This window comes from Sphingomonas sp. 77B, assembly GCF_056497825.1.
This window is the reverse complement of the sequence record NZ_JBWMBY010000001.1, coordinates 656,095-677,722: the sequence shown is the minus strand read 5'-3', so window position 1 is coordinate 677,722 and position 21,628 is coordinate 656,095. Positions and strand designations below refer to the sequence as shown.

Annotated in this window: 20 protein-coding genes; 17 read left to right on the top strand and 3 right to left on the bottom strand. The window is 64.1% G+C overall.

Annotated features, from left to right (window positions below):
- The first annotated feature begins 13 nt into the window (after nt 1-13).
- Nucleotides 14-583 carry a hypothetical protein gene (locus tag AC1GI4_RS03140; protein WP_479628511.1) on the top strand — a complete coding sequence of 190 codons (570 nt, stop codon included), beginning with the start codon at nt 14-16 and terminating at the stop codon, nt 581-583.
- Between the two features lie 151 nt (nt 584-734).
- Nucleotides 735-1,796 carry a glycerophosphodiester phosphodiesterase family protein gene (locus AC1GI4_RS03135; protein ID WP_479628510.1) on the top strand — a complete coding sequence of 354 codons (1,062 nt, stop codon included), beginning with the start codon at nt 735-737 and terminating at the stop codon, nt 1,794-1,796.
- A 351-nt stretch (nt 1,797-2,147) separates the two neighbouring features.
- On the opposite strand, the gene AC1GI4_RS03130 is transcribed toward AC1GI4_RS03135, so the two are convergent.
- Nucleotides 2,148-4,328 (bottom strand): catalase, encoded by a 2,181-nt coding sequence (locus tag AC1GI4_RS03130; protein ID WP_479628509.1) that lies wholly within the window; start codon nt 4,326-4,328, stop codon nt 2,148-2,150.
- Nucleotides 4,329-4,465: 137 nt separating this feature from the next.
- Here AC1GI4_RS03130 and AC1GI4_RS03125 point away from each other — a divergent pair, with 137 nt between their 5' ends.
- From AC1GI4_RS03125 to AC1GI4_RS03090, 8 genes are all read left to right on the top strand, one after another.
- A complete protein-coding gene (locus tag AC1GI4_RS03125) occupies nt 4,466-5,527 on the top strand; it encodes a glycosyltransferase family 2 protein (protein WP_479628508.1) in 1,062 nt (353 codons plus the stop codon).
- Complete coding sequence (locus AC1GI4_RS03120) at nt 5,524-6,522, top strand: acyl-CoA dehydrogenase (RefSeq protein ID WP_479628507.1); 999 nt, start codon at nt 5,524-5,526, stop codon at nt 6,520-6,522. Before AC1GI4_RS03125 ends, AC1GI4_RS03120 begins: the two co-directional genes overlap by 4 nt.
- Nucleotides 6,519-7,172 carry a PIG-L deacetylase family protein gene (locus AC1GI4_RS03115; RefSeq protein WP_479628506.1) on the top strand — a complete coding sequence of 218 codons (654 nt, stop codon included), beginning with the start codon at nt 6,519-6,521 and terminating at the stop codon, nt 7,170-7,172. Before AC1GI4_RS03120 ends, AC1GI4_RS03115 begins: the two co-directional genes overlap by 4 nt.
- Entirely contained in the window at nt 7,169-7,774 is a 606-nt protein-coding gene (locus AC1GI4_RS03110; protein WP_479628505.1) for an SAM-dependent methyltransferase, read from the top strand. Before AC1GI4_RS03115 ends, AC1GI4_RS03110 begins: the two co-directional genes overlap by 4 nt.
- Before the next feature lie 160 nt (nt 7,775-7,934).
- Complete coding sequence (locus tag AC1GI4_RS03105) at nt 7,935-8,621, top strand: sigma-70 family RNA polymerase sigma factor (protein WP_479628504.1); 687 nt, start codon at nt 7,935-7,937, stop codon at nt 8,619-8,621.
- Nucleotides 8,611-9,282: an anti-sigma factor gene (locus AC1GI4_RS03100; protein ID WP_479628503.1), complete on the top strand. Its 672-nt coding sequence runs from the start codon at nt 8,611-8,613 to the stop codon at nt 9,280-9,282. Before AC1GI4_RS03105 ends, AC1GI4_RS03100 begins: the two co-directional genes overlap by 11 nt.
- Before the next feature lie 82 nt (nt 9,283-9,364).
- A complete protein-coding gene (locus tag AC1GI4_RS03095) occupies nt 9,365-9,916 on the top strand; it encodes a fasciclin domain-containing protein (protein WP_294275453.1) in 552 nt (183 codons plus the stop codon).
- A 106-nt stretch (nt 9,917-10,022) separates the two neighbouring features.
- Nucleotides 10,023-10,421: a VOC family protein gene (locus AC1GI4_RS03090; protein ID WP_479628502.1), complete on the top strand. Its 399-nt coding sequence runs from the start codon at nt 10,023-10,025 to the stop codon at nt 10,419-10,421.
- Between the two features lie 129 nt (nt 10,422-10,550).
- Here AC1GI4_RS03090 and AC1GI4_RS03085 read toward each other — a convergent pair whose 3' ends face one another.
- Nucleotides 10,551-11,378, bottom strand: coding sequence for an IS5 family transposase (locus AC1GI4_RS03085; RefSeq protein ID WP_479628501.1), 828 nt, complete (start codon nt 11,376-11,378; stop codon nt 10,551-10,553).
- Between AC1GI4_RS03085 and AC1GI4_RS03080 the strand changes: the two genes are divergently transcribed.
- The 4 genes from AC1GI4_RS03080 to AC1GI4_RS03065 all read left to right on the top strand — a co-directional run bounded on the left by AC1GI4_RS03080 (nt 11,346) and on the right by AC1GI4_RS03065 (nt 16,893).
- Nucleotides 11,346-11,900: a hypothetical protein gene (locus tag AC1GI4_RS03080; RefSeq protein WP_479628500.1), complete on the top strand. Its 555-nt coding sequence runs from the start codon at nt 11,346-11,348 to the stop codon at nt 11,898-11,900. The genes AC1GI4_RS03085 and AC1GI4_RS03080 overlap by 33 nt on opposite strands.
- A 508-nt stretch (nt 11,901-12,408) precedes the next feature.
- Entirely contained in the window at nt 12,409-14,808 is a 2,400-nt protein-coding gene (locus AC1GI4_RS03075; protein ID WP_479628499.1) for a TonB-dependent receptor plug domain-containing protein, read from the top strand.
- Entirely contained in the window at nt 14,808-16,058 is a 1,251-nt protein-coding gene (locus AC1GI4_RS03070; RefSeq protein ID WP_479628498.1) for an aminotransferase class V-fold PLP-dependent enzyme, read from the top strand. Before AC1GI4_RS03075 ends, AC1GI4_RS03070 begins: the two co-directional genes overlap by 1 nt.
- Nucleotides 16,059-16,141: 83 nt before the next feature.
- Nucleotides 16,142-16,893, top strand: a protein-coding gene (locus tag AC1GI4_RS03065; protein ID WP_479630338.1) for an IS5 family transposase whose coding sequence is annotated in 2 segments (ribosomal slippage) — nt 16,142-16,472 and nt 16,472-16,893 — 753 coding nt in all. Because the reading frame shifts where the segments join, the coding sequence is not laid out codon by codon here.
- Nucleotides 16,894-17,336: 443 nt separating this feature from the next.
- On the opposite strand, the gene AC1GI4_RS03060 is transcribed toward AC1GI4_RS03065, so the two are convergent.
- Nucleotides 17,337-18,221 carry a LysR family transcriptional regulator gene (locus tag AC1GI4_RS03060; protein ID WP_479628497.1) on the bottom strand — a complete coding sequence of 295 codons (885 nt, stop codon included), beginning with the start codon at nt 18,219-18,221 and terminating at the stop codon, nt 17,337-17,339.
- 202 nt (nt 18,222-18,423) lie between these two features.
- Here AC1GI4_RS03060 and AC1GI4_RS03055 point away from each other — a divergent pair, with 202 nt between their 5' ends.
- The 3 genes from AC1GI4_RS03055 to AC1GI4_RS03045 all read left to right on the top strand — a co-directional run bounded on the left by AC1GI4_RS03055 (nt 18,424) and on the right by AC1GI4_RS03045 (nt 21,447).
- Complete coding sequence (locus AC1GI4_RS03055) at nt 18,424-19,119, top strand: type 1 glutamine amidotransferase domain-containing protein (protein ID WP_479628496.1); 696 nt, start codon at nt 18,424-18,426, stop codon at nt 19,117-19,119.
- 73 nt (nt 19,120-19,192) lie between these two features.
- Nucleotides 19,193-20,299, top strand: a complete 1,107-nt coding sequence (locus tag AC1GI4_RS03050) for an NADH:flavin oxidoreductase/NADH oxidase (protein WP_433910802.1) — start codon at nt 19,193-19,195, stop codon at nt 20,297-20,299.
- Complete coding sequence (locus tag AC1GI4_RS03045; protein ID WP_433910801.1) at nt 20,296-21,447, top strand: L-dopachrome tautomerase-related protein; 1,152 nt, start codon at nt 20,296-20,298, stop codon at nt 21,445-21,447. The genes AC1GI4_RS03050 and AC1GI4_RS03045 overlap by 4 nt, the downstream gene beginning before the upstream one ends.
- Nucleotides 21,448-21,628 lie beyond the last annotated feature (181 nt).

Here is a 21,628-nt window from a genome sequence, read left to right as displayed (position 1 = left end):
TCTGGAGTCCATCATGTCCTCCCGTATTTTCTTTTCGTCCGGCCGATGGCCGCTGATCGCCGTGCTGATACTGTTCGCATTACTCGGCCTGTCGGCGGCGCTGTGGCACCATAGCCGTTCGGATACAGGCGGGCAGGCGATCACCGTCGTCGCGGGTACATCACCGGAAGCACCGGCTCCGGCAGCGCCCGTCACCGGGGTTTCCACGGCCCCCGCCTCCCCAGGGACACTCCCCGATTTCGATCGGCTGTCCGACCCCGAGCGTCAGGCAATCTTCGCCAGCCACCCGCGCGACGAAGCCTGGGCAAGCGCCAAGGAGGCGGCGCTGCGCCAGCGCCTGTCCGGGCTGGCGGACGGACTTTCGATCACGGGCGTCACCTGCGCCGATCGCCTCTGCGTCATCGAGGGGCGGCTTGCGGCTTCCCCTGCGCGCCCTCGCGACCAGGCCGTCGCGCTCCTCAAGAACGGCCCGCTCGACCATGGCTATGGCGATGCGGGCATGACGAAATTGGGTTTGGGGACGATCAATGCCGACGACAGCGGCAACCTGACCTTCACCCAATATATCGCCCGCGCCGACTGACGGCACCGGCACCGGCACCGATTGTCCAATAGGGAAGGAATGTATGATGCGTTTCTTGAAGTTCCGGCTTGCCGTCCTGTTCGCCGCCACGGCCATGACCTCCGCCGCGATGGCCGCCACCAATTATTAGCCCGCCAAGGTCATTCAGGCGATGAAGAAGGACAATAAGCGCCTGCGCATCATCGCCGAGCATCGCGGCTATTTCCACCAGGATTGCCCCGAGAACTCGATTTGCTCGATCGAGGAGACGACCCGCGAAAATGTCGAAGCGGTCGAGATTGACGTCCGGGAATCCGGAGACGGAACGCTGTGGCCGATCCACGATACCACGCTCGGCCGGATGACCAACTACAGTTTCAACGGTCGGCTTTTCGATACCTATTCCACGTCGCAGGAAAATGAATACAACAATCCCGCGATCAGCCGGGTACGCGACGCCCTGTTGGAAAAGCTCAAACTGCGCGACCCGCTCGGGGCTGTCACCGACTATGCGTTTCTGCCGCTGGAAATTATGATGCACAAGGTGGACCAGTTGAATCGCAACTTGGTCTATATTTTTGATATCAAGACGGCGAGCGGCATTTCCAAGACGGCCGACATGATCCGACGGCTGGGCATCCAGGACCGCTCGATCCTGAAGTTCAACAGCACACTCACCAGCCCTAGCTATGTTCGATCGCTGACCGGCGGCCTGTATTTCGTGCCGGTGATCGGGACGGGTAGTCTGGATACCATCGCCGACCATTATCACCAGGAAAAGAGCACGCCTGCAGAGCGTGTCGGCGCCTATGCCATGGACTATGCCCACACGGCGGGCTTTGTCTATTTCGAGCTGCGCAACAAGATGATGTGCGGCAACACCTCGGGCTCCAACTTGAGCGGCGTGTATTTCGATGGGCCGTTGCTCAAGCTCGACTCCGTACTGGCCTTTTCAGGGGTGCCGATCGGCGGATTTTCCCCGCAGGTCGAGCATTACGGGCGTAATGGGCAGCCGGGTACGGGGTATTATTCCGTCGACGGCCATTGCTGCACCCCACTCGAATCGCGGCTCGATAGCTCTCGCGATTTCGGCAACGATACGCGCGACGACCGGAGCAACACACACCAGATGGTCGCGGTGAACCAGGTCATCATCGCCGAACGCGCGGGCGACGCCATGGCCGAAGCACGCCGCACCGGTGCGCGCACGGATCAGAATAGCATACTGTACTGACGAGGATGTGTGGCACCTGCTTGCCTGGGCGGGTGCCACACACCAGCTTCCAGTTCGCCTGATATGATGCCGCTTGTTAGTGATACGGCGTCGAACTCGCCGATGGGCGAAAGAATGCCCGACCCGTCGGCGGTACGTCGACCAGCGGTTGACCAAAAATGCGACCTTAACGAATGGCGAATGCTGGTAAGCGAGCAGAGCGCCTTGAACGTCGGATACTGGGTCGGGTTGGACGTCCGTTCGGTCGGCCAACTTCAAAGCGTCCTCCTCATCGACCCCCGGAGCGCAGTCGCCTGTCTGAACGATGTGATGAACGGGAAGGTGCAGTAGACCTGCCCGTTCCCTGCAGTGCTATAACGCCGACTGAAGCGAGGCTGCATCTAGATCTACGTTTAGCTCTCGCGACCAGACGCGTAGCGCGCGGCATTGACTAACGAAGGTCTTGGCATCCTTCGCCTTGGCGAGGCTGACAAACCCATCGTCCCGATCCGTCACACCTGCGGCGTGGAACAGGTCGGTGGCGGCGTCGCTGTGGCCGATGAATTTGCAATGGGCGAAAGCATCGGCGACGAAGTCCTTGGCCGTCGCATCCCGGGTGAGCATGGCTGCGCCGGTTTGCGATGGCAGGACCGCCACCGCATCATATAGCACCGATGGGCCGCCATCGATCTTCTGCTTGGCGGCGACCTTCGTGCCGTCGTCGAGCGTCACGCCGCCGATCTTCGGCGCGACGATCTCCCACAAGGCGCCTTCTGCCTCCAGCGCCTTGGTCAATGCGGCAAACAAATCGGCACTGCTGCCGCCCGTCAGCAGGATGCCCATCTTGCGCCCCTTGAAGTCCTTTGGGCCGTTGGACAGGATGCTCAGCTTGGCCGAGGGCGGCAGGTCGAGCGTCGGCTTTGCGGCCTTTGCCGGTTCCGGCAGATCGAGACCCAACCCATCCGCGACCGTCGCGGCCAGTCCTCCGTCGATCAGGCGCAGATGGGACACGGCGCGCGCGCGGATGTCGACCCGTTCGACCTTGGACAGCTCGAACACTAGCGCGTCACCGATATGCTTCTGCTCGATGGGCTGCTGGCTGATGAAGAACTGTCGCGCCTGGCTGTAATGATCGGCAAAGGTTTCCGCGCGAATCCGCTGCTTGGTACCCTGCACCTCGGCGGGAAAGCTGCGATAGCCGATGGTCGGGTTTTCGCGCGGCCCGCCATCGGGACCCCAGCTGTTCGGCTCATAATTGGCGCGCCCCTTAGGATTGCGCATCGCCATATGGCCGTCCTGCTGGAAATTCATCACCGGGCAGCGCGGCGCGTTGACCGGGATATGCGTGAAGTTCGGCCCGCCCAGCCGCTTCAACTGCGTGTCCAGATACGAGAAGTTGCGCCCGTGGAGCAGCGGGTCGTCGGAGAAGTCGATGCCGGGCACGACATTCTGGGTGCAGAAGGCGACCTGTTCGGTGGCGGCGAAGAAATTGTCGACATTGCGGTTCAGGGTCAGCGTACCGACGATACGGACGGGCACCTCTTCCTCGGGGATCAGCTTGGTCGAATCGAGATGGTCGAAGGACAGGCGATCGGCTGTTTCCTGGTCGAACAGCTGGACGCCCAGATCCCATTGCGGAAAGTCGCCGCCCTCGATCGCGGTCCACAGGTCGCGGCGGTGGAAATCCGGATCGGCGCCGTTGATCTTGACCGCTTCGTTCCACAGCACCGATTGCAGGCCCTGGCGCGGCTTCCAGTGGAATTTGACGAAGGTCGACTTGCCCTCGGCATTGACCAGCCGGAAGCTGTGTACGCCGAAACCCTCCATGGTGCGGAACGATCGCGGGATCGTCCGGTCGGACATCTGCCACATGACCATGTGCCATGCTTCGGGGCTTAAGGACGCGAAGTCCCAGTAATTGTCGTGCGCCGACTGAGCCTGGGGAAAGGCGCGGTCGGGTTCCTGCTTTACGGCATGAACCAGATCGGGGAACTTGATCGGGTCTTGGATGAAGAAGACGGGAATGTTGTTGCCGACAATGTCCCAATTGCCCTGCTTGGTATAGAATTTGACCGCGAAGCCGCGCACGTCGCGCGCCAAATCCATCGACCCCTTGTTGCCCGCCACCGTCGAGAAGCGGACGAACACCTCGGTCTGTTGTCCGACCTCGCTGAGGACGTCGGCGCGGGTATAGTCGGCCAGACTGTCCGTCAGCTCGAACACGCCATGCGCGCCATAACCGCGCGCATGGACGACGCGCTCGGGAATGCGCTCATGGTCGAAATGGAAAATCTTCTCGCGCAGGATGAAGTCTTCCAGCAGCGTCGGTCCGCGCTCGCCCGCGCGAAGGCTGTTCTGGTCATCGGCAATCGGGACGCCCTGTTGGGTCGTCATCGTGCGGTCGGCATCCTGAGTGGTCTGGTGGGTTTCGCCGCCATGGCCCTGGGGCTCGGCATAATGGGTCGGCGCGTCCGATCCGGCAGGAAGAGCAGAGGCGTTGGCGGGTGTCTCTCCCTTTGTCTGCCCCGCGCAGGATTTGGTCTTGTCGGCCATGATGTTGCCTTCCGTCGTTGAGAGATATCACGCCTCCCAACGCACGGCTAACGCAATCGTCCGCCCGCTAAATGATTGATATTAATCAAGTCTTATTGAACGCGGCTGTCGTATGCATGCGTAATTGATCTGGATCGGTGGTGGCAGGCCGCACACATGGGAGATTGATTCTGGACGATGACATCCCCGTGATCGTCTGTGTTCCGGCACGGAACGAGGCGGCCTTGTTGCCTCGGTTGCTGGCGGCGATCACCAAACAAGCGGTTGACGGAAATGGTCTGCACCTGTGTCTCTATCTCGATGATTGCCGGGATGGCAGCTTGGCTATGCTCGAGGGGATGCGCGCCGCTTTGCCTTTCGGACTGACCCTGTCGCGGGGCCCCATGGATACCGAGCCCAACGCAGGCGCGGCCCGCCGCACGGCGCTGGCCATGGGCCTGGAGCGTCTGGCGGGCGGCAAAGGGCTGCTATTCTCGACCGACGCCGACAGCATGCCGCATCGGGATTGGATCGCGGCGGGCCGCCGGGCCCTGCAAGAGGCGGATGTGGTGTCCGGGCGTATCCTTCGCCTCGATGCCGCCCGCGATCCCCGGCAGTGCCGCATCGAGCGCTATTATGATCGGCTCCACCACTATCGGCGCCTTGTCGACCCGGTGCCTTGGGAGGCGCGGGATACCCAGCATTTCGGCGGTGGCGCCAACATCGCGGTCCACGCCTCTGCCTATCGCGCGATCGGCGGGTTCCTGCCGCTGCCGTCCGGCGAAGATGCCCGGTTTCTCGATGACGCGGCGCGGGCCGGTTTTCGGGTCCGCCGCGACGGGGCGATGGTGGTCGACACATCCTCTCGGCGCGACGGACGGGCCGCGGGGGGCCTGGCCGATGTGTTGCGGGCGCTGGATCAAGGCGAATTGCCATCCATGGCTGACCCGCGCGGATCGGCATGGCAATGGCGCGCACAGGCGGCCGCGCGACGCAGCTTCGTGATGATAGATCAGATCGATGTTCGCATGACGCTGGGGCGAAGTCTGGGTCTGACGGCGGACCATGTGCTTGGCGTTGCGCGCGATTGTCCCAATGGCGAGGCGTTCGCCATGCGAATCGTCCCCGCACCCATGCGCCAAGACGTCATGGTGTCGCTAGCGGCAGCGGAAGATATTCTGCGTGAACTGGAAAGCCAGTGGTGCGAGGTCGCGGCATGACGATGATGGCCGATCTACTGAAAGGCGCGATCGCTGGTCTTGGTAGGGCCGATGATCCTCCGGGCGATCCGCAGACGGCGGACGAACTGATCGCATTGTTGTCGGGTCTGTATAAGCTTGGCCGCCGCGACCTTCCGCTTGCCCGCCTGGTCGAGGGGCATGTCGACGCCGTGCAGATCGTTCGGCGCTATGGCTCGGCCGCGCAGCTCGACCGACTGGGCCATGCCTTAGCACAAGGCGCGACGCTGGGGGTGTGGAATGCCGGGCTGCGGGGCGATGCGCTGCGGTTGGACGGCGGGCGGCTGAGCGGTGGCAAGAGCTATGCCTCGGGGGCGGGTGTGCTGAGCCATGCGCTGGTCACGGCGGACACGTCCGCAGGCGTGCAACTGCTCCTACTCGACCTTTCCCGCGTGCCGCCGATGATCGACGCCGATTGGTGGCGGGTGATCGGCATGCAGCGATCCGAAACGCATCAGGTGCGCTGGGATCATGCCCCCGTCACCGATGCCGATCGGATCGGCCAGCCCGGCAGCTATGCACGTGAACCCTTTTTCAGCGGCGGCGCGCTGCGTTTCGTGGCGGTTCATGCGGGCGGGATGGCAGGTATTTGTGACCTCAGTCGCGATCATCTGATTAAGACGGGGCGGGCCGATGATACCTTCCAGGCCGCCCGAATGGCCGAATTGTTCGCATTGGCCGATGGCGCGGCCGCCATCGTCCGGCGGACGGCGCGGCTGTGGTTCGAGGATGCCGAAGGAGGGGACGAGCCGCGGCTGTCACGGGTGGCAGCGGCCCGATTGGCGGTGGCCGATGTAGCCGAACGAGCGATGGTCGTTGCGCGCGAGGCGGTGGGGCTGGCTGGCCAGTTCCACAGCCATCCTCTCTCGGCCATGCTCAGCGATTTGGCAGTCTATCTCCGCCAGCCCGCCCCCGACGCCCAAAGGCTCCGCGTCGGTCATGCGGTTCGACAGGGTTTGTTGGTACCCGGCTTGTGAAGTTGGATATCAAAGCCGTTTGCCGCGCGGTCGTCGTAGCGCCCCATCCCGATGACGAGATCATTGGTGCCGCTGGCTTGATACAGGCCCTGCGAAGGCAGGGCAGCGCGGTTCGGGTCATCGTGGTCAGCAACGGCGCTGCCTCGCATCCGAACAGTGGGGCATGGCCCCCTGAACGGTTGATTGCCGCGCGCCAGCAGGAAAGCCTGTCGGCGCTCCGTCGTCTGGGCGTGTCGCGTCATCACGTGACCTTTCTGGACCTGCCCGATGGCGGCCTTTCCGCTCAAGCGGTGCTATGTCGTCAGCGGCTGGGCCGGGCGATCCGTCAGTGCCGTGGTTTGGATATGCTCGTCGGACCCGCCATGACCGACGCACATCCCGATCACCGGGCTGTCGCGGCGGTGCTTCGGGATACTCGGTTCGCCGGACGACGCATGACCTATCAGGTCTGGCCGCCACATCGTGCGAGGGTTGCCCGATGCCGAACCGTTTCGCTGGCGGGCGGGGCGGCGGCGAAGCGATCGCTGATCCGGATGCATCGCACCCAATTGGGCGCGATCACCGACGATCCTCATGGCTTTGCGATCGCACGCCATGAACTCGTGGTCTTCGCCCACCCGGTCGAACAGTTCGCCCAGGACGCGCGATGAGGCCTATCGACCTCACCGATTTTGCCGACAAATTCGCGGCGAATGATGACCCTTGGCGGACTTGCTCCGACCGGGACGAAGCCGTGAAGCGTGCGGCGATCCTGCATGCCTTGGGGCCAGGCCCCCTTGGCCGCGTTCTGGAACTGGGAAGCGGCAACGGATCGAATAGCCGAGCCATGGCCGCTCGTGCCTTGCGTCTTCACGCGACAGAGGGAACGCCCGAAGGTACGGCGCTGACTGCCCGAGCCATCGTGGACTGGCCTCGCGCGCGTGCCATCCGCTTGGCTTTGCCTGCGCGACTCCCGCAAAGAGAGTATGATGCGATCGTGATCGCAGAACTGCTCTATTATCTACCCCCGCAGGCGATGAGGGACGTCGCCAAGTGCGTCGCCCAGGCGCTACGCCCCGGCGGACGACTGGTGCTCGCCCATCATCAAGTCGACTATTATGACTTTGTGCAGCACGCAGCCGGGATACAGCAACGCTTTCTCGATCTGACCGGCCGATCCTGGCGGATAAGTACGATGCGCCGCAGAAGAAGGTGGCATGTGATGGCCGCGCGTTCGATTTGCGGAGACAGGCCCGGTGGCCAACCCACCTAGTGACTCCCATTCTTCCGCATTTTAGCAACACAAATTCAAGGGATCGGCAGATAGCTCCCATGAACTGACAGCGGGGGACAGCAATTTAGAATAGCGGTATGAAATGGGCGTAATTGGGTCATTCTGCTACCCGACCGGCTGGGATACGGGGCGTTTTGGTTTGGCGTCGACGGGCGTCAGCAAAAAGGCGAATGGCATCGCGCAGATCGGACCCCGAACCGCATCGCCGTTCCGACCCACCCCGTTGCGTGCCGATGAGCGCTTCGGTATCCCGTCAACGGTGACAATGAACCAACCTGACGCTCGGCAGGAGCTTGTCAAAGCCCTGGTCGCGACCGGGCGTGAGGATCGTGCCGCCTTCCGCCAACTTTATGCCCTGACGTCTGCGAAGCTTTTTGGGATCTGCCTTCGTATATGTCGCGAGCGGCAAGCGGCGGAGGACGTTCTGCAAGAGGTCTACGCGATCATCTGGCGGCGCGCCGGTGCCTATGAACCGGGGCAGACCAGTCCATTCGCCTGGCTGGCCACGATAGCCCGGAACCGCGCCATCGATTATCACCGCGCCCTGGGTCGGCGCCCGACCGCGCCGCTGGACAATGTCGCCGAACCCGCCGCTTCGGAGCGCTTGGCACTGGAAAGCATGCTGCTGGACGAAGAGGAGCGCAAACTTCACGGCTGCATGGACCGCCTCAGCGAAACGCAGCGCGACGCCATCCGGACGGCCTTTTTCGAAGGCATTACCTATGCCGAGCTCGCCGATGTCCGCGGGGTTCCGACGAGTACCATGAAGAGCCGGATTCGGCGTGGCCTCGAACGGCTCAAGGAGTGTCTCGACGATGACATCTGACGAGACCGATCTGACTGCCGCCGAACTGGCACTTGGGGTCCTCGATGGCGACGAGCGCACCGCTGCGATGCGGCGGATGCTGGATGATCCCGCTTTTGCACGCAGCGTCGCTTGGTGGAGGCGGCATCTGACTGCCTTGTATGTCGAGGTCGAGCCGATCGCGCCAAGCGCCGATCAGGAACGCCGGATCCTGGCAGTCGGTGGCAACGATAATCACCGTACGGCACCTTGGCGAGCGATTGCGGGTATGGCCGGTCTGGCGGCCGCGATCCTGCTGACGGTCGTAGTAATTCGTCCCGATATGCCAGCCGTTGCACCGCGTGCTGCCAAGTCTGCCCCCTTGCTCTTTGCCGTCCTTACCCCCGAGCGTGCCGCGCCGATCACAGCGTTCTTCGATCCTGCCAGCCGCACGTTGAAGCTGCGTGACGCGCCGTCCGTAAAGAGCGGGCAGGACGCACAGCTATGGGCGATCGGAAGCGACGGCGTCCCCCACGCCGCAGGTCTGATCCGTCATGAAGGCGGGGCTCCCCTGAAGATCGCTCCGCAGGTCACGGTCGTTCCCGGGACCACCTTGGCGATATCCATCGAGCCGCTAGGGGGATCGCCCAAGTCGACACCGACGGGGCCGGTGGTGGCTGCGGGTAAACTTGCCGAAATTTAAGGTGTCGTGTCGCGTCACTGCGTCCAAAGGGCTGTTGGCGACGTAATCCGGAAGCCGCGCTTCATGCGGCTGGAGAGATCTGATGACCCTGATGATCCGTGGTGCAATGATGGCTGTCGCGCTCACCGTCGGCGGCGCCGCCGGTGCTGCCCCGCGCAACCCGATGGTCGGTGGTGCGGCGATGTACCCCACCAAGACGATTGTGGAGAACGCGTCGCAGTCGAAAGACCATACCACCTTGGTCGCCGCGGTGAAGGCGGCCGGCCTCGTCGACACGCTTTCCGGCCCGGGCCCGTTCACCGTGTTCGCGCCGACCAATGCGGCGTTTGCAAAACTTCCCGCTGGCACCGTCGACACTCTGGTACAGCCCGAGAACAAGGATAAGTTGACGTCGATCCTCACCTATCACGTCATACCGGGCCGGATCACCGCCCGGGATATTGCCGCCAAGGCAAAGGCGAACGGCGGGACGGCGACCTACACCACCGTTCAGGGCGAGCCGATCATGTTCAAGAAGGCGATGGGCGGCTGGGCCATCATGGACGGCAAGGGCGATACCGGCCGTATCACCACCGCCGATGTCATGCAGTCAAATGGCGTCGTGCATGTTATCGATACGGTGATGATGCCATAAACGACGGCGGATCATGACATGGGATGGGGCGGCAGGTAGTCGCTCCATCCACGCAATGGGGGGAATCTGTCGCGCAGGCCCCTGGCACCCCGGTAGGAGACGAAAAGTGCTGTTTCACACGATGATTGGTTCGAACGACATTGAACGGTCGAAGCGCTTTTACGACACTGTGCTGGGAGCGCTCGGCATTGGGGAGCCGATGCGGAACGTGGCCGATAGCGGCCACACGCGCCTGATCTATCGGGGCGAGAGCGGAACCGCCTTCATCGTCACGCAGCCGATCAATGATGAACCGGCGACCGTTTCGAACGGCGGAACCGTCGCCTTCCAGTGCGACTCGCCCGAGCAGGTCAAGAAATTCCACGACATCGCCGTGGCAGCGGGGGGTACGTCTATCGAAGCGCCGCCCGGACCCCGTCATACGGCATCCATGGGAACGATCGAACTGGCCTATGTTCGCGATCCGGACGGCAACAAGCTTTGCGGCATTCATTTTCCGGGGTGACCCAATAGGGCATGGGGCTTGCCACGAATGGCGACGGCAAGCCCATGTCTCAGCAGATCCTCCCTTTCCCCAGGCAAGGAAATCACCATGGCATACGGAAACATGCTCAATGTTTTCTAAGAGCCCGACTCATAATTCGAGTTTAGCGATACGGCGTGTCATCCGCCTGATGGAGGCGATGACAAGCCATGCTTCTGCGGAGGCGACGGATGCCTCCCAGTCTTTGGCGAGACGGCGGCATCGGTTGAGCCAGGCGATGGTGCGTTCGACGACCCAGCGCCGGGGCAGGACGACGAAGCGGTGGGCGTCGGAACGCCGGACGATCTCGATGACGAGGCGGTCGATATGCGCGATGGCATCGGCCAGTTTCTGCCCGGCATAGCCGCCATCGGCGAAGAAACGGTCAAGCGCGGGATAGGCGTCGCGACAGCGCTCGATGAGGTTCGGTGCGCCGTCACGGTCCTGGATATCGGCGGCCAGAACCAGTCCGTCGAGCAGGTTGCCGGTCGTGTCGGTCGCGATGTGGCGCTTGCGCCCCTTGACCTTCTTGCCGGCGTCATAGCCGCGCGGCCCACCCGCTTCAGTGGTTTTCACCGACTGGCTGTCGATGATGCCTGCGGTCGGTTCGGCCTCGCGCCCCTCCGCGACCCGCACTCCGGCTACCAGCACCGCGTTGATCGCATCGAGTAGGCCGCTGTCGCGCATTCGGTAGAAATGGTACTGTACAGTCGTGAAGGGCGGAAAGTCGCGGGGCAGTTGCGCCCACTGGCATCCCGTCGCGGCAAGGTACTGGATCGCGTTCCACAGATCCCGTGCCCGGTGCAGGCGTGGGCGGCCCACCTTCGTCGTTCGAGCCAGCAGCGGCGCGATGATCGCCCATTCCTCGTCGGTACAGTCGCTTGTGTAACGCAGCCTTCTTCTGTCATGCTCGCGACGAGCGGTTTCGGTCCAGCCCATGTGGCCTCCAAGGTCTTCGCAAACCCCGGTGAATCACAACTGACCGAAATCGCTCAACCTAATTATCGGTCGGGCTCTAAGCGATATTCCAATTCGCAGCGCGTTGGATTTGCCCGGCTGGTCGAAGACCATGTTCATATCGAGTCGAGCATCTCGACCCTGTTGGACGATTTGAAGGAAGAGCCCGCATCGCCTCACGACATCGCTGTCCAGCTCGATGCCCTGGCCATCGTCATCCGCAAGCATCTGCGTGAAGAGTCCGATGTCATCCAGCATACACGCCTGGAAATATTACCCGATGCATGGCGAGAGACCTGGGTCGACGGTGAGGCGGCTCTCCTGCAGCTCAAGGCCGATTGGAGTGGTTTCCTGGACCATTGGACCGAAGATTGTATTGCCAACGATATGCCGGGGTTTTCTGATGCTGCGAATTCGATCTTGGCCCGATTAAGCGATCGAGTCAAAACAGAAACAGAATGCTTTTACCAAGCTGCCTTGTCGACAGGTAGTATCGAATACTGATTTCTGGATCATTGAGCCAGGTGTCGATTTGTCGATCATTGACTTCATAATTCTTGCTTCGCTCGCGGCTGCCATCGGACTGGCGACGGTCCACTATCACACCGTCGATAACGGGATCGTAGCGCTGTCACGTTCGCTGATGGCTGCCGTTCATCGTGATGTGCTTTCCAAGGCTGTATAACTCAAAACGGGGGACGGGGTTAATGTGATCTTCCCCTTGGCGGCGTTGCACGACCTTCTTGGCAACTTCGGGAGTTATCAGGCGACGATTAACGAGCGTCCGCTTCCGGGAGACTGCCGCATTCGTCCGAATAACCGCTTCTGGGTCTTCGTGAGGATGGGGCAGGGGGGCTGCTTCCATCGAATTGCCAATATTAGGCGAGCTGACATAAAAGCTTCATTGATACGACATGCCTTTGCCGCTGGACCTCAATTGCGGTGAAACAAAGGGCCTCTAGCGCCCATTTCCCAGAGGCCGAAAGAGCCGCTCTGCAGGGATTGCTTCACCATGAAACTCGTTACCGCAGGCGCCGTTGTGGTGCTAAACGCTCTGTTGGCTCCTGCTGTATTGGCGCAGTCTGACCCATCCCAGGCCCAATCGGCTATCGGCCAGCCTGCACCGGATGTCGCTGGCAGTGACGACGTTGTCGTTACCGGAACGCGGGAGCGTGGTCGCACGCAATTCGATACCCTGGCACCTGTTGACGTACTGCCGGAAGCCCTTGTCCGGTCCAGTGTCTCGGGTGATCTCAATAACGTGCTGGCGCAGCTTCTGCCTTCGTTCAACGTGCAGCGCCTCCCCGCCGCAGACGGCCAGGCCTTCGTCCGACCGGCTACGCTCCGTGGCCTCTCTGCCGACCAGACCCTCGTCCTCGTCAACGGCAAACGCTACCATCGGTCGGCGCTGCTCGGGACGCGTGGCGCACAAGCGCCCGATCTCGCCAGCATACCCAGCCTGGCGATCAAGCGGATCGAGGTGCTACGCGACGGCGCCTCGGCGCAATATGGCTCTGATGCGATCGCCGGCGTCATCAACATCATCCTGGAGGACCAGCCCGGGATGGAGGCTTACGGCCAGTTCAGCCAATATTATGCGGGCGACGGCAACAACTATCAGTCCGGCGCGCGCGGCGGCATCGCCCTCGACGACAGGGGCGCCATCGTCTTCACCGGCCAGTTCGAACATGCCGAGGCGACCTCGCGCACCCGCCAGCGCCCCGATGCGATCGCCTTCCAGGCCGCGAACCCGACCCTGGCCGTGCCCAACCCCGTGCAGCGCTGGGGCAAGCCCGACGAAGAGCGTCTGCGCGGTGCGCTCGACATGCACTATGACCTCGCGGACGCCGCCACCATCTATGCCTTCGGCACGGTGCAGCAGGGCGAAGGGGTGACCGACTTCAACTGGCGCAACCCCAGCAATACCGGCAGCGTCTACAATGCCAGCAGCGCCTTTCCGGGGTTCGGCTTCCGCAGCCTCTACCCGGCGGGCTTCACGCCGCGCTTCGGTACGCAATTCGCCGACCTGCAACTCGTCAGCGGCCTGCGCGGCAATTTGTCGGACGCGCTGAGCTACGACCTCAGCGCGTCAGCGGGGCGCAGCCGCATCGACTATACGCTGGCCCAGACGCTCAACGCCTCGCTCGGGCCTGCCAGCCCGACCAGCTTCTATCTGGGTCGCCTGACCCAGCGGGAGACCAACTTCAACGCCGACTTCGTCTATCGCCTGCCCGTCGGCGGCATCGAACCGCTCAACATCGCCTTTGGCGGCGAGCGGCGGATCGAACGCTATGCGGTCGGCGTCGGCGATCCGGCCTCCTATGCGATCGGTGCGGGCGCTGCGACCGGCCTGGCTCCCAATTCCAACGGCTTCCCCGGCTTCGGCCCGCAACAGGCGGGCCGTTTCCAGCAGATCAGCAACGCCGGTTACGTCGACCTGGCATGGCACCCGATCACGATGCTCACCCTCGGCGCGGCGGGGCGTTACGAGGATTTCTCCAGCTTCGGCGACAAATTCACCTATAAATTCTCCGGCCGGGTGCAGCCGGTCGAATGGCTGGCGCTGCGCGGCACCTATTCCACCGGCTTCCGTGCGCCGACCCCGGCGCAGCTCAACACGCGGGTAGTGAGCCAGGGCCTCGACACCCGGACGCTGCAGGTCTTCAACCAGGGACGCCTAGCCCCCACCGATCCGCTCGCGGTCGCGCTCGGCGCCAAGCCGCTGCGCCCCGAAACCTCGCGCAACATCAGCGCCGGGCTCGTCGCGCAGACGCATATCGGGCTGGGCGCGACGGTCGATCTCTACCAGATCGATGTCGACGACCGTTTCAGCCAGTCGGCAACCATACCCATCCCGGCGGGCTTCGCCAATCCCAACCGCTTCACCTCGATCAGCTACTTCACCAACGACTTCAACACCCGCACGCGCGGCGTCGACGTCGTGGTCAGCTATGCCCGCACCCTGGGCAACGGCCGGGCGAGCGCGACGCTGGCCTATAACTATAACCGCACCACCGTGCGCAGCGGCACGAGCGCGGCGATCGCCAACGACACGCAGCGCCGCATCTTCCAGGAACGCCTGCCGCAGCACAATGCGACCGGCACGCTCGGTTATGATATAGGCCGCATCGGCGTGATGCTGCGCGGTCGTTATTACGGGCCGTGGACCGACGTGACGGGCAACGCGACCGGCGAACTGTTCCAGCGCTTCGGCGGCCTGGCGCTATTCGATGCGTCACTTACCTATCGCGTGACGCCGAACATCTCGGTTCGTGGCGGGGCCGAGAACGTCTTCGGCACCTATCCGGCCGAGGCGACCAACCAGGCCAATCGCGGCCTGATCTATTCGCGCAACGCCCCCTACGACACCGATGGCGGTCGTTACTATGTCCGGCTGGGGTTGAGCTTCTGATGATCGACCGGCGTGCACTATTGGCTGGCGGGATGGCCGCGACCCTTCCGCTGCCCGTGCGTGCCGGCCGTCCGGCACGCCCCGCCCCGGACGACGAAGCGTTCTGGGCGACGGTCGCGGCGGATTATGATGTGCCGCGGGACGTCATCCAGCTCGAAAACGGCAATTGGGGCGCCATGCCTCGCCCGGTTCGCGCCGCGTACGAACAGACGGTTGCGCGCGTGAACCGCGACACCAGCTATTACGCCCGCCGTGGGATGCTGGCCGACCTTGCCGCCGCCCGTGCCGCCGTCGCCGCCGAGCTCGGGGTGCCTGCGGACGAGATCGCCTTCACCCGCAACGCCACCGAAGCGCTGAAAGCGCTGATCCTCGGCTATAACCGGCTGAGCCCAGGCGACGCGATCCTCCATGCCGACCTCGACTATGACAGCATGCAGGCGTGCATGGAGAGCCTGGCGAAACGTCGCGGCGTCCGGGTCCGCCGCATCGCGCTGCCCGAACCGGCGACCCGTGCCAGCCTGATCGACGCCTATGCGCAGGTCATGGCCGACGAACCCCGGCTGAAGCTGATCCTGCTCACCCATATGAGCCACCGTACCGGCCTGGTGATCCCGGTCAGGGAGATCGCGGCGATGGCGCGTATGCGTGGTATCGATGTCATCGTCGATGCGGCACATAGCTGGCAACAGCTCGACTTCGCTCTGCCCGATCTGGATTGCGATTTTGTCGGCCTGAACGGGCATAAATGGCTCGGCGCGCCGCTCGGCACAGGCATTCTTCATATTCGCAAAGGCGCGCTCGCCCGGATCGACCGTGATCCCGCCGAAGACGCCGACGGTCTCGACACCGTCATGGCCCGTGTCCATACCGGGACGCTCGATTACGCTTCCTGGCTGACCGTCCCCGCCGCGCTCGCATTCCAGCACAAGGTCGATCGGGCCGCGCGCGCCGCCCGGCTGCGCGCCCTTCGCGATGGCTGGGTACGGAAGGCACGGGCGCTCCCCGGCATTGAAATACTGACGCCAGACGATCCCACCTTGCATGGGGGCATCACGTCCTTCCGGGTCAAAGGCGAAACTACCGCAAAGGCCAACGCCGCGCTTGCTCAGCGACTGATCGAACGGCACCGCGTCTTCACTGTTCATCGCGTGGGGGCAGCCAAGGGCGCTTGCGTAAGAGTGACGCCCTCCCTGTTTACCTCGATGAACGACATTGATCTCTTCGCCAAAGCGCTGAAGGAATTATCCTAGGCCGGATCGACATTCAGGCTTCCCAAAGCCGCTGCAGGCTGATTCATAGGCCTCCGTGTCAAAGCGCGGAGGGAGTGATGGGGATCAAGCGTTACGAGTTGAGCGAGGCGCAGTGGTCGCGGATTGCGTCGCTGGTTCCGGGCAAGACGACTGATCCCGGCCGAACGGGTTCAGATAACCGATTGTTCGTAAACGGATGTTTGTGGGTGCTGCGCTCGGGAGCGCACTGGTGCGACCTGCCGGAACGCTACGGCAAGTGGAAGACGGTGCATCGGCGTTTCAGCCGCTGGTGCCACGCCGGCGTCTGGGAGCAGGTGTTCGAGGCGCTGACGGCCGACCGGGACAACCAGTATCTGATGATCGACAGCACCATCGTTCGAGCACACCAGCAGGCTGCGACCGGAAAAGGGGGGCCAAGGATCAGGCGCTGGGGCGTTCCCGAGGTGGATTGACAACCAAGATTCACATGCTCGCCGACACGTTCGGTCGCCCTGTGCGGTTCCGCATCACGCCGGGGCAAGCCAGCGACATCGCCTCCGCATCTGATCTGCTCGAAGGTCAGCACGCCGTGGCGGTGCTGGCCGACAAAGCCTATGACGGCAACGACTTGCGTGACCGGATCGCAGGCATGAACGCCACCGCTGTCATCCCGTCAAAACGCAATCGCAAGGTCGCAATCCCGCACGACGCCGACATCTACAGGCACCGCAACCAGATTGAGCGATGCTTCGGACGCCTCAAACATTTCCGCCGCTTCGCCACCCGCTACGACCGCCGAACTGCTCACTTCACCGGCTTCGTACATCTCGCCGCCGCCATGATATGGTTACGCTGAATGTCGATCCGACCTAAGCCTGTGTGCGAGTGCCTAAAGTCTGCGGAGCTTCGGCATGGTCTGCATTGTCGCCGGATCGCGGTTCTCCGGCGCGTGCCGGGACGAATTTGTCCTTCTCATCGGACATGACGTATGCTTTCGCTCTTTTTCCGCGGTCGGCTACCGATCGGGTTGGGGTTGGACGGATGGTGGCTCGGTCATGTCGCTCGACAATTACGGGTGGGGGCCTTCAAGAGCCAATTCGGCCTGGTCGCGGTAGACCGGGCGACATTTCAGCGTACGCCAAAGCCGAGCGCCTATGCGCCGGGGCGCTTCGCCCGACGCGGCCTGCCTTGAGGCGTCGGAGCTTCCGCCGGGCGGCATCCCGGCGGACGCCCGCGTCTCGGCCTCACCGCATCTGCCTCTGTGGGCCACCAGTCGTCAGCGACTTGAGGGGGCGATAATCAGGCTCCCATCCGAAGCGCGGCGATCAAGGCATCACGGGCCAGCGCGACGCGCGGGTGGCGCAGCGACGATCGCGCCCAGACGAGGTAGAAGGTATTGCGCGGCACCCTGATCGGCGCGGCTATCTCGACAAGCGTGCAGGCGGCACGCTCGGCGTGGGTCAGATAGCCGGGCAGGACCGTCCAGCCGAGCCCCGCGCACAACCCAGATCGCAGCACGCGAAGGTCGGGCGCGGTCAGGGCGGGCTGACGGGCCAGTTCGAGTCCGTTGGCTTCTAGCCAGGTGCGCATCAGCGGGCGATCGAGGTCGTACGCCAGATGCGGTATGCGTGTCAGCGCATCGGCCAGCGGCTGGCCCGCCATCCGCTCGGCCACCGCAGGCGAGGCGACGGCGCGCAGATCCTCCTCGCCCAGCTCGTGGAAGGCAAGCCGGGCATCGTCGGGCTGCGATGCCGTCACGGCCAGATGCACCTTGTCTTCCAGCAACAGGCTGTACAGGGCGTCGCGCCCGCCGATGTGGAGGCGCAGGTCCAGCCCCATATCCAGCAGCGGCGCCAGCCGGGGCGTTATCATCTCGCCCAGAAGGTCCGATGGTGCCGCGATATGGACCGTGCCGGACATCCGCGAGGATCGCGCCCGCGCCGAGGCAAGGGCCGCTTCCGCGGTGTCGAGGCTGCCTCCGATCGATGCCGCCAGGTCGTCGGCGATCGCCGTCGGCCGTACGCCGCGCGAATGGCGATCGAACAGGGGGTGGCCCAGCTGCGCCTCGAGCGAGGCGATATGCTGGGACGCGGCGGGCTGGGTGATGCCGATCGCGCGGGCGGCCTCGCTCAGCGACCGGCGTCGGTAGACTTCGACAAAGGTGCGCAACTGTAAGAGGGACATTTGGTTTCCATAACCTGTATTATGGCCGATCGCCATTCCGCTTGGATTTGCTGATGCCTGCGATGACCTATCTGAAGGGCACAAGGACGGAAGCGAACGCCCGGTCGCCGTTGCCGGATCGCACAACCCTACGGCCTCGTGGTCATGGGTGCGGCGGCGGGCACCCCATGTTCGCGACGTCCGCGCAGCAGGAGTTTTGACGATGACCCGTATCCTCATGGTGACCACGTCCGCCGATCGCATGACCCCGGGGACCGAACCGACCGGCGTCTGGCTGGAAGAGCTGACCACCCCCTATTACGTCTTTCGCGATGCCGGGGCCGACGTGACGCTCGCCTCGATCAAAGGCGGCGCGGTGCCGGTCGACCAGCGCAGCGTCAATGCGGACGGCGAGAATGACGCCTCGGTCGAGCGCTATCTGAAGGACGAGGCGCTGAAGGCCGAGGTCGCGGATACGCCGGTGTTCACCGACATCGATCCCGACGGCTATGACGCGCTGTTCCTGCCCGGCGGCCACGGCACGATGTTCGACTATCCCGGCAGCGCGGAATTGGCGCAGCTGGTGGAGCGGTTCGACCGCGCGGGCAAGATCGTCGCCGCCGTGTGCCATGGCCCGGCGGGGCTGGTTTCGGCCAAGAAGGCGGACGGCACGCCCTTCGTCGCCGGTCGGCGTGTCGCGGGCTTCACCGATAGTGAGGAGCGCGCGGTCGGACTGGACCAGGCCGTGCCCTTCCTGCTCGAAACCCGCCTCAAGGAACTCGGCGGACAGCATGAGGCAGGCCCGGACTTCGCCCCCTTCGCCCTGCGCGAAGGCAATCTGGTGACCGGCCAGAACCCGGCGAGCGCGACCCGTACGGCGGAGCTCGTGATGGACGCTCTGAAGGATCAGGCGGCATGATCGTGCGGAACCTCCAGACCATGCTGCGCGTCGTCGATCCTGCGGCGTCGCTGACCTCCAAGGGAGACGCGTGATGGCCCGACTATTTGAACCGCTGACAGTCGGCGGGCTCAGCCTCGCCAACCGCATCGTCATCGCGCCGATGTGCCAATATTCCGCCGAAGACGGCGCGATGACCGACTGGCACCAGATTCATCTGGGCCAGCTCGCCATGGCGGGGGCGGGCGCCCTGACGATCGAAGCCACCGCAGTCAGCCCGGACGGGCGGATCACCTATGGCGATGTCGGTCTGTACGACGACCGTACCGAGGAGGCGATGCGGCGCGTGATCGACAGCGTGCGCCGCTGGTCGGACGTGCCGCTCGTCGTCCAGCTGGCACATGCTGGCCGGAAGGCGAGCTGTGCCAAGCCGTGGCATGGCGGCGCGCAGATCGCGCCGGATGCGGAAAATGGTTGGCAGACGGTCGCGCCGAGTGCGATGCCCTATGCCGAAACCGATTATGCGCCCGTCGCCCTCGACGAGGCGGGACTGGCGCGGATCCGCGATGCCTTCGCGGACGCCGCCCGACGGGCAGCGCGGCTCGGGATCGAGGCGATCCAGATCCATGCCGCGCACGGCTATCTGCTGCACGAATTCCTCTCGCCGCTCTCTAATCATCGCGAGGATGCCTATGGCGGCAGTCTCGCAAATCGGATGCGGTTCCCACTTGAAATCTTCGACGTGGTGCGCGCGGCGTTTCCCGCCAACCGACCCGTGACCGTCCGCGTTTCGGGGACCGATTGGGTCGAGGGCGGCTGGACGGCCGACGAAACCGCGCAATTCGCCGAGGCGCTGGAACAGCGCGGCTGCGCCGCCATTCATGTCTCTAGCGGGGGCCTCGATCCGCGTCAGCAGATTCCGGTCGGTCCCGGCTATCAGGTGCCGCTGGCGCGGACGGTCAAGGATGCGGTCACGATGCCCGTCATCGCGGTCGGCCTGATTACCGATCCGCAGCAGGCCGAACAGATCCTGCAGAACGGGGATGCGGACGCCATCGCCATTGCGCGCACCGTCTTGTGGGATCCGCGCTGGCCTTGGCACGCCGCCGCCGCGCTCGGCGCTTCGGTCGAGGCGCCGCCGCAATATCTCCGATCCGAGCCGCATGAGGCGGGCCGTATCCTGAAGGAGATGACGCGATGAAACGGCCCGCCAAATTGCTCCTCGCGACGATTGCCGTCGCTGCGGTCGCGCCGGGCGCGGCGGCCCGCGATGCGGCTCCGGCCCCCCGGATCGAGCGGGTCGCCGCCTTCGACGGCGCGATGCCGACCGGCGTGACCGTCGCGCCCAACGGCCGCATCTTCGTCAACTTCCCGCAATGGGGCGACCAGGCACCGTTCACGGTCGCCGAGCTGGTCGACGGCAAGGCGGTGCCCTATCCCGACGCCGCGACCAATCGCCCTGATCCTGCCGACCCGGCCGGTCACTTCATCTCGGTGCAGAGCGTCGTCGCCGATGGCGCGAACCGCCTCTGGGTGCTCGACACGGCGGCACCGAAATTCGCGCCGCCCCAGGCCGGTGGCGCGAAGCTGGTCGCCATCGACCTCGCGACCAACCGGGTGGTCAAGACCATCGTCCTGCCCCCAAGCGTCGTGCTGCCGACGACCTATCTCAACGACGTGCGCTTCGACCTGCGGCAGGGGGAGCAGGGCACCGCTTATATCACCGACAGCAGCAACGCGGGCGTCGGCGGCATCATCGTCGTCGACATCGCCAGCGGGCGGGCGATCCGCCGCCTGTCGGGCCACGCGACGACCAACCCGGAGCCGGGCTTCACGCCGGTCGTCGACGGCGAGGTGCTGATGAACCGCCCGGCCAGCGGGCCTGCGACGCCGGTCGCCATCGCCAGCGACGCCATCGCGCTGAGCGCCGACGGCAGCATGCTCTATTACGGGCCGCTCTCGGGCCGCACCCTGCATGCCGTGCCCACGGCGATGCTGCGCGATCCGTCCGTATCGGAAGAGCAACTTGGCCGAGCGGTTCGCAGCATGGGGCGCAAAGGCGCGTCGGACGGCATTGCCGAAGATGATCGGGGGCGCATCTTCGCCGGTGACTATGAACATAATGCGATCCGGGTGCTCGATCGCGGTCATTGGTCGACGCTGGTCAGCGATCCGCGCATCAGCTGGCCCGATACCCTGTCGATCGGCCCCGATGGCTATCTCTACTTCACCGCGAACCAGCTCCACCGCCAGCCAGGCTTTCATGGCGGCCGCGACCTGCGTCGCAAGCCGTATGAACTACTCCGCATCAAGGTCGGTATCGGGCCGGTGCTGCTGACGCGGCGTTGACAACGCCACCACCGGAACGGTTGGCCGGGCCGGTGGTGAATAGGCCGGTTCGGTTCGCTGGTCTGCGATCGTGACGCTATTGTCACGACCGTCGATATCTGCGACATTTCGTGCTCTGTCATGCAGATAGGTGGAGGGGGATCGCATGCGGGCCGAAGGCGGGAAGCAATCCTGTCGGAGC

Bases quoted from the DNA above. Each gene is read 5' to 3' on its own strand.
- AC1GI4_RS03140 (WP_479628511.1), top strand. From the start codon at position 14: ATGTCCTCCCGTATTTTCTTTTCGTCCGGCCGATGGCCGCTGATCGCC.
- AC1GI4_RS03135 (WP_479628510.1), top strand. From the start codon at position 735: ATGAAGAAGGACAATAAGCGCCTGCGCATCATCGCCGAGCATCGCGGC.
- AC1GI4_RS03130 (WP_479628509.1), bottom strand. From the start codon at position 4,328: ATGGCCGACAAGACCAAATCCTGCGCGGGGCAGACAAAGGGAGAGACA.
- AC1GI4_RS03120 (WP_479628507.1), top strand. From the start codon at position 5,524: ATGACGATGATGGCCGATCTACTGAAAGGCGCGATCGCTGGTCTTGGT.
- AC1GI4_RS03110 (WP_479628505.1), top strand. From the start codon at position 7,169: ATGAGGCCTATCGACCTCACCGATTTTGCCGACAAATTCGCGGCGAAT.
- AC1GI4_RS03100 (WP_479628503.1), top strand. From the start codon at position 8,611: ATGACATCTGACGAGACCGATCTGACTGCCGCCGAACTGGCACTTGGG.
- AC1GI4_RS03095 (WP_294275453.1), top strand. From the start codon at position 9,365: ATGACCCTGATGATCCGTGGTGCAATGATGGCTGTCGCGCTCACCGTC.
- AC1GI4_RS03080 (WP_479628500.1), top strand. From the start codon at position 11,346: ATGCTCGCGACGAGCGGTTTCGGTCCAGCCCATGTGGCCTCCAAGGTC.
- AC1GI4_RS03085 (WP_479628501.1), bottom strand. From the start codon at position 11,378: ATGGGCTGGACCGAAACCGCTCGTCGCGAGCATGACAGAAGAAGGCTG.
- AC1GI4_RS03075 (WP_479628499.1), top strand. From the start codon at position 12,409: ATGAAACTCGTTACCGCAGGCGCCGTTGTGGTGCTAAACGCTCTGTTG.
- AC1GI4_RS03070 (WP_479628498.1), top strand. From the start codon at position 14,808: ATGATCGACCGGCGTGCACTATTGGCTGGCGGGATGGCCGCGACCCTT.
- AC1GI4_RS03060 (WP_479628497.1), bottom strand. From the start codon at position 18,221: ATGTCCCTCTTACAGTTGCGCACCTTTGTCGAAGTCTACCGACGCCGG.
- AC1GI4_RS03055 (WP_479628496.1), top strand. From the start codon at position 18,424: ATGACCCGTATCCTCATGGTGACCACGTCCGCCGATCGCATGACCCCG.
- AC1GI4_RS03050 (WP_433910802.1), top strand. From the start codon at position 19,193: ATGGCCCGACTATTTGAACCGCTGACAGTCGGCGGGCTCAGCCTCGCC.
- AC1GI4_RS03045 (WP_433910801.1), top strand. From the start codon at position 20,296: ATGAAACGGCCCGCCAAATTGCTCCTCGCGACGATTGCCGTCGCTGCG.